This window comes from Mycobacterium persicum (assembly GCF_002086675.1).
GTDB classification, from domain to species: domain Bacteria; phylum Actinomycetota; class Actinomycetes; order Mycobacteriales; family Mycobacteriaceae; genus Mycobacterium; species Mycobacterium persicum.
The window spans coordinates 25,353-37,042 of the sequence record NZ_MVIF01000054.1 but is presented as its reverse complement, the minus strand read 5'-3'; the positions used below and the strand labels follow the sequence as shown (position 1 = coordinate 37,042).

At 65.7% G+C, this 11,690-nt stretch carries 13 protein-coding genes and 2 pseudogenes; 6 read left to right on the top strand and 9 right to left on the bottom strand.

Features of this window, described 5'->3' with window-relative positions; translation table 11 throughout:
• From BST40_RS16845 to bfr, 4 genes and pseudogenes are all read right to left on the bottom strand, one after another.
• Positions 1–432, bottom strand: a 432-nt coding sequence (locus BST40_RS16845) for a carboxymuconolactone decarboxylase family protein (protein ID WP_083154862.1), incomplete at its 3' end; no start/stop codon positions are given.
• Positions 433–466: 34 nt separating this feature from the next.
• Positions 467–1,610, bottom strand: a pseudogene (locus BST40_RS16840) (MFS transporter); the annotation flags it as partial.
• A 121-nt stretch (positions 1,611–1,731) separates the two neighbouring features.
• Complete coding sequence (locus tag BST40_RS16835) at positions 1,732–3,807, bottom strand: MDR family MFS transporter (protein WP_075548501.1); 2,076 nt, start codon at positions 3,805–3,807, stop codon at positions 1,732–1,734.
• 72 nt (positions 3,808–3,879) lie between these two features.
• Positions 3,880–4,359 carry a bacterioferritin gene (gene bfr / locus BST40_RS16830; RefSeq protein ID WP_036403411.1) on the bottom strand — a complete coding sequence of 160 codons (480 nt, stop codon included), beginning with the start codon at positions 4,357–4,359 and terminating at the stop codon, positions 3,880–3,882.
• Between the two features lie 321 nt (positions 4,360–4,680).
• Between bfr and BST40_RS16825 the strand changes: the two genes are divergently transcribed.
• The gene (locus tag BST40_RS16825; RefSeq protein ID WP_075548502.1) at positions 4,681–4,857 is read left to right on the top strand and encodes a (2Fe-2S)-binding protein; all 177 of its coding nucleotides are present in this window, start codon (positions 4,681–4,683) and stop codon (positions 4,855–4,857) included.
• Positions 4,858–4,874: 17 nt separating this feature from the next.
• On the opposite strand, the gene BST40_RS16820 is transcribed toward BST40_RS16825, so the two are convergent.
• The 4 genes and pseudogenes from BST40_RS16820 to BST40_RS16805 all read right to left on the bottom strand — a co-directional run bounded on the left by BST40_RS16820 (position 4,875) and on the right by BST40_RS16805 (position 7,779).
• Complete coding sequence (locus BST40_RS16820) at positions 4,875–5,630, bottom strand: enoyl-CoA hydratase/isomerase family protein (RefSeq protein WP_075548503.1); 756 nt, start codon at positions 5,628–5,630, stop codon at positions 4,875–4,877.
• A gap of 9 nt (positions 5,631–5,639) precedes the next feature.
• Positions 5,640–6,082, bottom strand: a pseudogene (locus tag BST40_RS16815) (TIGR03618 family F420-dependent PPOX class oxidoreductase).
• Between the two features lie 9 nt (positions 6,083–6,091).
• Complete coding sequence (locus BST40_RS16810) at positions 6,092–6,793, bottom strand: EthD domain-containing protein (RefSeq protein WP_075548505.1); 702 nt, start codon at positions 6,791–6,793, stop codon at positions 6,092–6,094.
• Between the two features lie 29 nt (positions 6,794–6,822).
• Positions 6,823–7,779 (bottom strand): hydrogen peroxide-inducible genes activator, encoded by a 957-nt coding sequence (locus BST40_RS16805; RefSeq protein WP_083154860.1) that lies wholly within the window; start codon positions 7,777–7,779, stop codon positions 6,823–6,825.
• 106 nt (positions 7,780–7,885) lie between these two features.
• On the opposite strand from BST40_RS16805, the gene BST40_RS16800 reads away from it, so the two are divergent.
• Entirely contained in the window at positions 7,886–8,473 is a 588-nt protein-coding gene (locus BST40_RS16800; RefSeq protein ID WP_075548507.1) for a peroxiredoxin, read from the top strand.
• A gap of 17 nt (positions 8,474–8,490) precedes the next feature.
• Positions 8,491–9,027 (top strand): alkylhydroperoxidase, AhpD family, encoded by a 537-nt coding sequence (gene ahpD / locus BST40_RS16795; RefSeq protein WP_075548508.1) that lies wholly within the window; start codon positions 8,491–8,493, stop codon positions 9,025–9,027.
• A gap of 9 nt (positions 9,028–9,036) precedes the next feature.
• Here the strand turns inward: ahpD and BST40_RS16790 are convergent, their stop codons facing one another.
• Positions 9,037–9,474 (bottom strand): DUF1810 domain-containing protein, encoded by a 438-nt coding sequence (locus BST40_RS16790; RefSeq protein ID WP_075548509.1) that lies wholly within the window; start codon positions 9,472–9,474, stop codon positions 9,037–9,039.
• 57 nt (positions 9,475–9,531) lie between these two features.
• On the opposite strand from BST40_RS16790, the gene BST40_RS16785 reads away from it, so the two are divergent.
• The 3 genes from BST40_RS16785 (at position 9,532) to BST40_RS16775 (ending at position 11,675) form a co-directional block, all read left to right on the top strand.
• On the top strand, positions 9,532–10,773 hold the full coding sequence (locus tag BST40_RS16785) for an alpha-hydroxy acid oxidase (protein ID WP_075548510.1): 1,242 nt from the start codon (positions 9,532–9,534) through the stop codon (positions 10,771–10,773).
• A 173-nt stretch (positions 10,774–10,946) separates the two neighbouring features.
• Positions 10,947–11,336 carry a nitroreductase family deazaflavin-dependent oxidoreductase gene (locus tag BST40_RS16780; RefSeq protein WP_075548511.1) on the top strand — a complete coding sequence of 130 codons (390 nt, stop codon included), beginning with the start codon at positions 10,947–10,949 and terminating at the stop codon, positions 11,334–11,336.
• 6 nt (positions 11,337–11,342) lie between these two features.
• On the top strand, positions 11,343–11,675 hold the full coding sequence (locus BST40_RS16775; protein WP_075548512.1) for a TfoX/Sxy family protein: 333 nt from the start codon (positions 11,343–11,345) through the stop codon (positions 11,673–11,675).
• The last annotated feature ends 15 nt before the right edge of the window (positions 11,676–11,690 follow it).

Here is an 11,690-nt window from a genome sequence, read left to right as displayed (position 1 = left end):
CCCCATGCCCACCCACAGCGCGCAGGACAAGGCCAAGTCGGCGAGCAATTCGTCGGAGAAATGTTCGCCGCAGCGGCTCCAGAAATCCTCGTCGTCACGCAGCATGGTGTGCTCGGTGGCGAACCGGTACGCGAACTCGGCTGCCAGCCGCTCCTGTTCGCTGTAGCCCGGCCAGGTGCGCCATTCGGCCGCGTGCGCGTACAGGTCCTCGTCGACCCCGGCGGCGGGCCCGTCGGCATCGCGGGTGTTGGCGCAGACAATGCACTCGTTGTTGTCGGCAATCACCGCGCGGGCAAGCTCGCGGGTGCGCATCGGCAACCGGTTGCTGGTGTAGACCGCCCGGCTGAAGGCGGCCAGGGCGCCGCCGAGCTCAGGGGATTTCGCGATCCAGCCGGCCACGTCGTCGTCGGCGAAAGTTCCGATTCGGCTCATGGCGCGATGGTACGCCCGGGTGGCACGCCGTCGGTCAATGCGGGTGCGGTATTGCGCCGGTGGCAGTGGAGGCTACCGCGGGGGCAGCCGCAGCCGGTGCGTCGCCGGCCCAGCCATGGCCCCAATCACGCTGCGCCAGCACACGATACGCAATATGTCGGAGAGCCGTTTCGACTTCGCGGCGATCCGGCCGTCGTGCAAAGCCGGGTGATCTGGCCAGTTTGTCAGCGATCCAGTTCAACAGCAGCGAGTACACGTAGTCGACTTGGCGGACCCCCGCGGCGGTCAGCGACATGTGATCGTCGTCGTGCGCCACATCTCCGTTGGCAACCAGCGGCTGAAGGTGGGCTCCACGACCTCGAAGGGTGACCCCAGGTGGTTACCGATGGGGCCGCGCCGAAGTATTGCTGATAGCGGTTGATGCGCGGCAATGCCCATAGACCGGCGACGTCGAGCCGGCAATCGGGACGCATGGCGATGCTGCGCAGTCGCATACCGGGATCGCCGCGCAACATCCGGCCGATCGCGTTCTCCAACAGCGTCTCCGGCGTCTCGGTGGTCGGCATCCCGAATCCGTCGCCTAAATCAACCGCGCTGTTGTGGATGTCGCGCGGCGGGGCTTCGCGCAAAACAGCGCCAGGGCGAAAGCGACGGCGGCAACCGTTGCGGCCCAAGGAAAACCTCGCCCAGTGATTCGGCGTAGGCCTGCACGACAGGTGCCCCTCGGCGAGAGGCTGTCGGTGCAGGGCTTCCGGGGAGTTGACCGACTCGGCCGACGACCCGTTGCTTGCCAGCGCCGGGCCCAATCTGTCCGGCAGGAAGTTCACGAACAGCGAGCCCAAGACCGCCGCACCGAATGAGCCGCCGATGGTGCGGAAGAACGTCACACCCGACGTCGCCACACCCGGATCCTCGAAATCGGAGGTGCATTGCACCACGAAAACCGGGACCTGCATGGAAAATCCGATACCGGCGCCCAGCACCAGCAGATACGGCGACTGCACCACGGCCGGGGTTGTCGCATCCATGCGTGACATCAGCACGAACGCGACAGCCATCAGCGCCGTGCCGGTCACCGGGAATATTTTGTACCGGCCGGTCCGGCCGACCACGACACCGCTGCCGGTGGAGGTGACCAGCATCCCGACCACCATCGGCAGCGTGCGCAGACCCGAGGTGACCACGCACCGCGGAGCACCCGGCTGGGCAGCGGCGGGAGCGGCGCGGGTCGTCAAGTCTCGGGATGCCCAGGATAGCCACCGGTCAATCGAGGCAGAGGCCGAACTCCCGGCGCGGGTCCTACTTGGCGGCAGCGAGGGTGCCCGCCGGCGCGAGCGTGTCCAAGTCTTCGTACCAATCGCGCTGAACCAGCACACCGTCGGTGAGTCGTTGCAGAGCGGCTTCGAATTCCTGGTGGTCGGGCTGTTGCTCGACGCCGGGCGCTACGGCCAAGTGGTCGACAAGCCACTTCCGGAGCAAGTCGGAGAGGGCATCGATCTGGTCGAGCCCGGCGGCGGTCAGTGACAGGGCGTCGCCGTCGCGTGACACGTAGCCGGTCTGGACCAGCCGGTCGAAGACCGGTTCCAGCACCTGATGGGGCAGGTGCAGGTGTTTGGCGATGTCGGTGAGCCTCGCGGTCCCGAAAAACCGTTCGTATTGATAGATCCGCAGTACACCCCACAGCGCTGCGACGTCGAGCTCCGAATCCTGGTACGCCGCAGCAAGGTTCGGCAGTCGCACCTCGGGAGCTTCGTGCAGCAGATGGGTCACCGCGATTTCCAGCACGTCCTCCGGAGTTTTCGTTCTGGGCACGGCGAAGCCGTCTCCGAGGCAAGCCGGGCTGTCGTGGATATCGGCGAGCGGAATCTCCCGCAGGAACAGCGCGAGGATGAAGCCGGCCAGGGCGACCACGGCCGCGCACAGAAAAACCTGGTTGAGCGACTCGGCATAGGCTTGCACGATCGGTGAGGCAACGTAGTGCGGCAGGCGGTGTAGGACGGCTGGAGAGTGTGCGGCCTCGACGGGCGCGCCGCTGGCGACCAGCGCGGGACCTATCCGCCGGCCCAGGAAGGTTGCGAACAGCGCGCCGAATATCGCGGCACCAAACGAGGCGCCGACCACGCGGAAGAAGGTCACGCCCGAGGTGGCGACGCCGAGGTCCTCAAAGCGGGAGGTGTTCTGCACGATGAGAATGAGCACCTGCATCGACAAGCCGATCCCGGCACCCAGCAGCACCAGGTACAGCGACTGCACCGGCCACGGCGTGGACTCGTCCATCCGTGACAGCAGCAGGAAAGCGATGGACATCAGCGCCGTCCCCGCGACCGGGAAAATCTTGTACCGACCCGTCCGGCCGACCATGACGCCCGCCCCCACCGAGGTGGTCAGCAGGCCGACCACCATCGGCAAGGTGCGCAGCCCCGAGACGGTCGCCGAGGCGCCTTCGACGTAGCGCAGATACATCGGCACGAAGGTCAGCGCGCCCAGCATCGCAAACCCGACCATCAACGACAACACGGAGCACACGGCGAACACCTGGTTGCGAAACAGCCGCGGCGGCAGGATTCCCGCAGCGGCTCGGCTCTCGACCCAGACGAAGACACCCAGCGCCACCGTGGCGCCACCGAACAGCCCCATGATCGGCGCCGAGCCCCAGCCGTAGGTGCTGCCACCCAGGCTGGTGGCCATGATCAACGCCGTTGTGGCCAATGCAATGACCATGATCCCGAGGTAGTCGATAGCCGGTTTGGGGCGGCGGGGCAACGCCGGAATGGCCGTCGCGGCCACGGCGATGACCACGATGGAGATCGGCACGTTGATCCAAAATGCCCAACGCCAGTTCAGATAGTCGGTGCAAAAGCCGCCCAGCAGCGGGCCCGCGACCGTGGTCACCCCGAACACCGCACCCAACATGCCCTGGTAGCGGCCGCGGTCCCGCAGTGGGAAGGCCTCACCGACCAGCGCTGCCGCCGTCACCGAAATCGCACCGGCGCCCACGCCCTGAACAGCCCGCGAAATCGCCAGCATGGTCATCGTGTCCGCCACCCCGCACAGCACCGAGCCCAGCAGGAAGACCAGGACCGAGCCCTGCAGCACCCGCTTGCGACCGAGCAGGTCGCCCAGCTTGCCGGCCACCACGACAACGATGGTGCCGCCGAGCAGGTAGCTGGTAATGGCCCACGATTGATGAACAGAGGCCCCCAGCTCCTCAACGATCGTCGGCAACGCGGGCACCACAATGGTCTGGTCCATCGCCGCGACCAGCACCCCGAGCACCAGCGCCATGAAGATGACATTGCGTCGTGCTGGGCTGATCGAGATGCAGGGAGATCGACTATCCGCAGCAGCGGTCCGGGATGCCGTCGGGCTCGTCATATCTGCCTCCTGTCGGAGTTCGAGCCCGTGCGCGATACCCAGGAGTGCTGCCCGCGGAATCTCGATCGGATATCAGGTCGGCGGCCGGGAGACGCATTGCGCCGAGTACAGCGCCTCTCCGAGTTTCTCCATCAGTTCCAGCTGCGTCTGCAGGTAGTCGAGATGTAGCTCCTCATCGGCCACAATTTGTTCTAGCAGCTGCGCACTGGTGGTGTCCTGCTTTTCGCGGCACATGATGATTCCCGGCTTGAGCCGATTCAGCACTTCGATTTCGATGGCGATATCGCTTTCGAATTGTTCGCGCAGTGTCTGGCCCACCCGTAACGAGCCGATGCGCTGGTAGTTCGGCAACCCGTCGAGGAGGAGGATCCGATCGGTAATGGCCTCCGCATGCCGCATTTCGTCGAACGACTCGGCGCGGGTTTTGGCAGCCAGTTCGGTAAAGCCCCAGTTCTCCTGCATCTTGGAGTGCAGAAAGTATTGATTGATAGCGGTCAGCTCGCTGGTCAATTGTTCGTTGAGCAGACGCAAGACATCCGGATCACCTTGCATGATCACTCCTACGGTGTGAAGGCTGGCATCGTTTGCCGCAGCAGATGGGCTGGGCTGGAGCACCATCATGGCGGGTTCTAGCAGCACCTTCGGGTGCCGCGTTTCAATCTAGTGCAGCAACGGGGCTTGGGCGCAGTCATTGTTGCGACGTCGGCGCGTCATGCACAGCCCGGCCGAGATGGGCGAGATTGGGCTTAGGTTAGACTGCACTAACCTACTTAGGTTAGACTCTACTAATATGCGGACCGTTCGTTCGGTGGCTCCCCTGGCCACTCCGATTCCGGAGGATGTCATGAGCGAGCATCGGGTGGGAGTTTGCTGATGTACGTGTGTCTGTGTGTTGGAGCTACCAACCAGACCGTGTGTGAGGCCGTCGCCCGTGGTGCGGCGACTTCCAAGGAAGTCGCCGCGGTCTGCGGCGCGGGCAGCGATTGTGGCCGTTGCCGCCGCACGCTGCGCGCGATCATCGCGGCGGCCACCCAACCGGCCGCGGTCTGAGGTCGACGTCCGGTCGGCTACCTTGGCCGCTTGGTGAAGTCGGCCAACGCCGCGGCATTGGCCTGCGCGCCCATCAACTCGGCGAAATGGGCATTCTCCCGGGCACTCGCGGCAGCCATCTCGGGACGGATCGGTTCGACGATGGTGTGCTTGACCGCCATCAGGCTCGAAAGCGGCCGGGCCGCAAGGATTTCGGCATGCCGGCGAGCCTCGGGAAGCAACGCCTCCGGTTCGCAGACACGCCAGACCAGCCCCATCCGCAGGGCCTCGGCGGCGCCCACCCATTCCGAAGACATCAGCAGCCAGGCCGCGTTCTGCCGGCCCACCAGCTGCGGCAGCAGATATGAAGACGCCGCTTCAGGTGCCACCCCAAGGCTGGTGAACGGGCATTTTAGGCGCGCCGTCGAGGACATGAAGGCCAGGTCGGCGTAGCCGAGAATGGTGGTGCCGATCCCCACGCCGACGCCGTTGACCGCGCAGACCAGCGGTTTGGGGAAACTGCCGAGCGACTCGACCAGCCCTCGGAAGCCGTATCGCCCCTCTTCGAAGTCGGGGTCGGTGATGCGTGCCTGCATCTCGGCGAGATCGGTACCGGCGCTGAAGCCGCGACCCGAGCCGGTCAGCAACACCACGGAAACCTCTGGATCCAGGGCCGCGTCGAACAGGGCCTGCGCGGTGGCGTCGTAGAGGGCTTCGTTGAAGGCGTTGAGTGCCTCCGGCCGGTTCAGGGTGAGCGTGCGTACCCGGTTCTGGTCATCGATCAGCAGCGTCACGGCGGCAGCCTAACCGTTGCCGTACACGCGGGTCGGCTCGATCAACACCACGGCACGGCGCTCCGCGGCCATCACCCGGTCGTACTCGTCCCAGTCGTCGTGGGTTCCACCCGCCGCGATGAAGACGTCGCGAAGCAGCAGCCGCAGCTGTTCCTCGTCGCTCAGCCACGGCTGGGAGTCGTCGGGTCCGACGAGTTCGGCGCGGCCCTCGACGGTTGCCCACCGCCAGCCGTTGCGGAAGGTGACGGCCAGTTGGGGTCGGGTTCGCAGATTGGTGAGCTTGACCTTGCCGTAGGTGGTGAAGCCCAGGACGGTTTCGCCACCGGCCGGATGCGTCAACAGACCGACGTTGACCAGCGATGCCTGCACGGTGCCGGCTGCGCGAACGGTGGAGACCACCGCCAAGCCTTTGTCGGCGGCGGCCAGTGCCACGGCTTGTTGAGTGTCGTCATGAGCAGTCCTCACATTTCGAAAGGTGTAGTGAACATGTAGCGGCTGGTGGGCACCGTGTCGATATTCTGGTTGGCGCCGAAAGCGGTTGTGCTGGCCACCATTCGGCTGATCCGGTGCTGTAGGTCGGCGTCGTCGTCGGCCCCGAAGAACGCCTTGAGGTCGGTGATGGCTTCGGCCGGAAACAGCTCTTCGACGATGCCGGAGATTGCCGGCGCCCCGGGAATGAGCGTGCGCACCACCCAGTTCTGGGTGTAGCCGAAGGTGGCCTGCGTTTCGATGGCCACCGCCGTGTGGTCGCGCTGCCAGCGGGTCAGCCAGGTCGCCTCGTCCATCCCGGGAGGCCGTCGCAGCAGCGCGATATTTGCCAAACCCGGTGTGCGACAACCTGGTTCGGTGGTCAGCGCGGCCATCGGAACCGACTCGGTCACCAGGTATGCGCCGAGTTGCGCACATTCCCGTTGGAGCAGTTGCAGGGCCGCCGCCAGCTGGTCGCCATAGCACTGCTGGGTCCACATGCTCACCACCGCCGCCACCGGTGGCTGCAAAGTGGTCAGGGTCATCAGGGACTTACGCACCGCGCCGTCGCGGACATTGACCGAAAGTCCGGGAAGGCCCAGATCCACCAGCGCGTCGGCGACCGGCCCGCGTTGGCGAGCACACCAGTCGTCGTCCGGCTCGTCGCGCATCAGGATGGCGATGACCTTCTCCATAGCCCGAACCTACCTTCGCCACCACCGGCTCAGGGCCGACCGCCGGTGCTGTGCTTGACCAGGCGCACCGGTTGTTCCGCGGCGACCACTTCCCCGATGATCCGGGCAAGCAGTCGATACGACTCGTCGCGACCGCTCGACGAGCGGTATGCCAGGCCGATTCGTCGACCCGGGCGGGGCGCGTCAAAGTGCGCGAGCCCGACGCGGCTGCGTGCGGCCTCGACGGCCACCGCGCTCTGCGGTATCAGCGTGACCCCCAATCCGGCTGCCACGCATTGGGCGGCGGTGGCTAACGACGCCGCCCGCGTATCGGCGAGTTCGGCGCGGACCCCGGCGTTGTGGCAGAGGTCCAGGGCCTGATCGCGCAGGCAATGGCCCTCGTCCAGCAACAGCAGCGGCAACGTCGCCAACGCCGCGGCCGGTACCCGACGCTTGCCGGCAAGCGGGTGCCCAAGAGGTAGCGCCAATACGAAGTCCTCGTCATAAATGGGGATCTGCGTAACGCCGCCGGAATCGACGGGTACCGCGATCATGGCCGCATCCAGCGCGCCATCACGCAAAGCCGCCAGCAGGCGTGAGGTCTGATCTTCGATCACTTGCGCGGTCAGCGCCGGGAGTCGGCGGGTGAGCCCGGCCAGCACCGTCGGCCGCACGTAGGGCGCCACCGTGGGAATCATTCCCAACCGGATGCCGCCGTGCAGCGGATCGGACACTCCCCCGGCGGCGGCGCTGAAAGCCTCCGCCGCCTCGACCACAGCCTGCGCGAGCGGTAGCAGTTGCATGCCCTCGGCCGTCAAGAAGACCCGACGCGTCGAACGCTCGACGAGGTGGGTGTGTAGGCCGGCCTCCAGCGCGGCCAACGCCTGCGATAAAGTCGACTGACTAACGCCTAAAGTGGTTGCGGCACTGCTGAAATGCTGCTTCTGCGCGACGGCGACGAAAGCCCGCAGCCCGGCAAGGGTCGGCTGATAGCTCTTATCGGCCATGCCGATAAGTATAGTGTGATATATCACCTTTACTTCCGAGCCGGTTTCACGGCATCATTGGTGTGGAGACAGCTAAACTTGACTTAATCCAGATTAAGGAGTGGATATGTCCTTGCTCACGATCGGCGACCAGTTCCCCGCCTACCAGCTCACCGCGTTGATCGGCGGCGATCTGTCGAAGGTCGACGCCAAGCAGCCCGGCGACTACTTCACCACCATCACCAGCGAGGACCACCCCGGCAAGTGGCGCGTGGTGTTCTTCTGGCCCAAGGACTTCACCTTCGTGTGCCCGACCGAGATCGCGGCGTTTGGCAAGCTCAACGACGAGTTCGAGGACCGCGACACGCAGATCCTCGGCGTCTCCATCGACAGCGAGTTCGTCCACTTCCAGTGGCGCGCCCAGCACGAGGACCTGAAGAAGCTCCCCTTCCCGATGCTTTCCGACATCAAGCGCGAGCTTTGCCTGGCCACCGGCGTGCTCAACGAGGAGGGCGTCGCCGACCGGGTGACCTTCATCGTCGACCCGAACAACGAAATCCAATTCGTCTCGGCCACAGCCGGTTCCGTCGGGCGCAACGTCGACGAGGTGCTGCGGGTATTGGACGCTCTGCAATCCGACGAGCTGTGTGCCTGCAACTGGCGCAAGGGCGACCCGACGATCGACGCCGGCGAGCTGCTCAAAGCTTCGGCGTGACGGGCGCAGGAGAACAGATGAGCGTCGAGAATCTGAAGTCCGCGCTGCCCGAGTTCGCCAAGGACCTCAAGCTGAACCTGGGCTCGATTACCCGCAGTACCGAGCTGAACCAGGAGCAGTTGTGGGGCACCCTGCTGGCCAGCGCCGCGGCCACGCGAAACACCCAGGTGCTGGCCGGAATCGGGGCCGAAGCGGCAGATAACCTGTCCGAGCCGGCATACCAGGCGGCGCTGGCAGCGGCATCGGTCATGGCGATGAACAACGTGTTCTATCGTTGCCGCGGCTTTCTCAACGGGCAGTACGACGACCTGCGCCCCGGATTGCGGATGAATGTCATCGGCAATCCGGGCGTCGACAAGGCCAATTTCGAGCTGTGGTGCTTCGCGGTCTCGTCGATCAACGGCTGCTCGCATTGTGTGGTCGCCCACGAGCACACGTTGCGGGAAGCGGGTGTGGGCCGGGAGGCGATGCTGGCGGCCTTGAAGGCCGCGGCCATCGTTTCCGGTGTGGCACAAGCGGTTACCGTTGCCCAGACATTGGCTGCCGTTGGCTGATCGCCCGCTTTAGGAACCCTTCAGGCGCGCCAGTGTCGCCGGATCCTGCTGCCCGCCGTAATAGCGGGCAAGCAGCGTGACGAAATCCTCGTTGTCGGTGGTGGCGCGGGCGAACAGCGTCATCGACGAGCGCAGCTTGAGATCATCGGGCCAACCGAAGATCTCTTCGATGGAGCGGCCCGCCACCTGGTTGACCAGCTGAGTGCACTCATGCAGGCGCGGCCCGAGCAGGTCATGGTCCAGATACGCGCGTGCTTCCGCCATCGACGAGATACCGTAGCAATCCGCGATCGGGCTGTGGCCAAGTCCTCGCAATTGCGGGAAGACGAACCACATCCAGTGAGTTCGCTTGCGTCCCGACCGCAACTCCGCGACCACGCTGCGGTAGACCGGAGCCTGCGCGTCAACGAAACGCTTCAAGTCGAAGGGGTCGGATGGTCTTGTCATACGACCACGGTTGCACACTGGTGGGATGGCGCGCCTCAGCATCGGTTCCAGCGGGTAATGGCGGTCCGGCGACGGGTGCCCAAGGTCGGCGACCTGGCACCGCTGATTCAGCTCAGAAGGCCTCGATTCGGCCGCTCGAAGCGCCGCCTGGATGCCGCGCTGACCATCGAGGACCTGCGTCGGATCGCCAAGCGGCGGACCCCCAGGGCGGCATTCGACTACACCGATGGCGCCGCCGAAGACGAACTGTCAATCCGGCGAGCCCGACAGGCCTTCCGCGACATCGAGTTTCATCCCACCATCCTGCGTGACGTCACCACGGTGTGCCCGGGTTGGGACGTCCTCGGCCAGCCGGTGGCGTTACCGTTCGGGATCGCGCCGACCGGGTTCACCAGGTTGATGCAGACCGAAGGGGAGATTGCCGGCGCGCGCGCGGCGGCCGCGGCGGGGATTCCGTTCGCGATGTCCACCCTGGCCACCTGCGCGATCGAGGATTTGGTTGCCGAGGTTCCTCAGGGCCGCAAGTGGTTTCAGCTGTACATGTGGCGTGACCGGGATCGGTCGATGGCGTTGGTCAAGCGCGCGGCGGCCGCGGGCTTCGACACCATGCTGGTCACCGTCGACGTTCCGGTGGCCGGCGCCCGGCTGCGTGATGTCCGCAACGGCATGACGATCCCCCCGGCGCTCACGCCGCGCACCGTCCTCGACGCGCTGGGCCACCCGCGGTGGTGGTTCGACCTGCTGACCACCGAACCGTTGGCGTTCGCGTCGCTGGATCGCTGGTCGGGCACCGTCGGTGAGTACCTGAACACCATGTTCGATCCCAGCGTCACGTTCGAGGATCTGGCTTGGATCAAGGCCCAATGGCCGGGCAAGCTCGTCGTCAAGGGGATTCAGACGCTCGACGATGCGCGTGCCGTGGCGGAGTGCGGGGTCGACGGCATCGTCTTATCCAATCACGGTGGCCGGCAACTGGATCGGGCGCCTGTTCCATTTCACCTGCTGCCGACGGTGGCCCGCGAACTCGGCAAGCAGACCGAGATCCTGATGGATACCGGCATCATGTCGGGTGCCGATATCGTCGCGGCGATCGCGCTGGGAGCGCGGTGCACGTTGGTCGGGCGAGCCTATCTGTATGGGTTGATGGCCGGCGGCCAGGCCGGTGTCGCGCGCGCCATCGAGATCCTGGGAAGTGGTGTGATCCGAACCATGCGGCTGCTGGGTGTGACTTGCCTGGCGGAGCTGTCGCCCAAGCACGTGACGCAATTGCAGCGGCTGGGGCCCCGTCCCACCGCGTGACCCTACTGCGTCGCGCCGAGATTGCCGCTATGGCTGTGCCTGGGACCTCGAGCGCGACCATGACGGCAATCTCGTTACGGCACCGCCGGCGAGCTAGGTGCGGCGGCGCCTCGTGAGGTCGGGGTGGACCGGCCGGCTGTCTTCGCGGCCGGCGATCCTGCACAATCACACCCATGGCTCAATTGCGAGACGTCAAACGTCAGCTGGTCCATGGTTTTCAACGGCTGGTAGCCAACCCCCTGGGTCGGCAGTTGCCGCTGACCATGCTCGAAACCATCGGCCGCAAGACAGGACAACCACGCCGCACCGCCGTCGGCGGAAAGGTCATCGGCAACCAGTTCTGGATGGTGTCCGAACACGGCGAACATTCGGACTACGTCTACAACATCAAGGCCAACCCGGCCGTCCGGGTGCGCATCGGCGGCCAGTGGCGTACCGGGACCGCGCATCTGCTTCCGGAAGACGACCCGCGGCAGCGGCTGCGGGACCTGCCCCGGGTCAACAGCGCGGCCGTGCGCGCCATCGGTAGCGACCTGCTGACCATCCGGGTCGACCTGGACTGACCGCCGATGGCCTACGACCTCGACCTCGTGGAACGGATCCGCGAGTTGCTGGCGCCGCAGTCCGGCGTAGACGAGAAGCGGATGTTCGGCGGGCTTGCCTTCCTGATCGACGGGCACCTGGCCGTGGCGGTCAGCGGTCAGGGCGGACTTCTGGTCCGGGTGCCGCCGGCAGACACCGACAAACTACTCGGTGGCGCCCACGTCAGCCCCATGGTGATGGCCGGCCGGCAAACCCGCGGATGGTTGCGCGTCGCCGCCGAAGGGGTGAAAACCAAACGGCAGCTTCACAGTTGGGTCACGCGCAGCGTGACCTGGGTGCACAGCCTGCCGCCGAAATGACCACCCGGTTTGCGG

Coding starts and splice junctions, on each gene's coding strand:
- BST40_RS16805 (WP_083154860.1), bottom strand. CDS start 7,779: ATGGCCGATAAGAGCTATCAGCCGACCCTTGCCGGGCTGCGGGCTTTC.
- BST40_RS16790 (WP_075548509.1), bottom strand. CDS start 9,474: ATGACAAGACCATCCGACCCCTTCGACTTGAAGCGTTTCGTTGACGCG.
- BST40_RS16780 (WP_075548511.1), top strand. CDS start 10,947: ATGGCTCAATTGCGAGACGTCAAACGTCAGCTGGTCCATGGTTTTCAA.
- BST40_RS16785 (WP_075548510.1), top strand. CDS start 9,532: ATGGCGGTCCGGCGACGGGTGCCCAAGGTCGGCGACCTGGCACCGCTG.
- BST40_RS16800 (WP_075548507.1), top strand. CDS start 7,886: ATGTCCTTGCTCACGATCGGCGACCAGTTCCCCGCCTACCAGCTCACC.
- BST40_RS16835 (WP_075548501.1), bottom strand. CDS start 3,807: ATGACGAGCCCGACGGCATCCCGGACCGCTGCTGCGGATAGTCGATCT.
- ahpD (WP_075548508.1), top strand. CDS start 8,491: ATGAGCGTCGAGAATCTGAAGTCCGCGCTGCCCGAGTTCGCCAAGGAC.
- bfr (WP_036403411.1), bottom strand. CDS start 4,359: ATGCAAGGTGATCCGGATGTCTTGCGTCTGCTCAACGAACAATTGACC.
- BST40_RS16825 (WP_075548502.1), top strand. CDS start 4,681: ATGTACGTGTGTCTGTGTGTTGGAGCTACCAACCAGACCGTGTGTGAG.
- BST40_RS16775 (WP_075548512.1), top strand. CDS start 11,343: ATGGCCTACGACCTCGACCTCGTGGAACGGATCCGCGAGTTGCTGGCG.
- BST40_RS16810 (WP_075548505.1), bottom strand. CDS start 6,793: ATGGAGAAGGTCATCGCCATCCTGATGCGCGACGAGCCGGACGACGAC.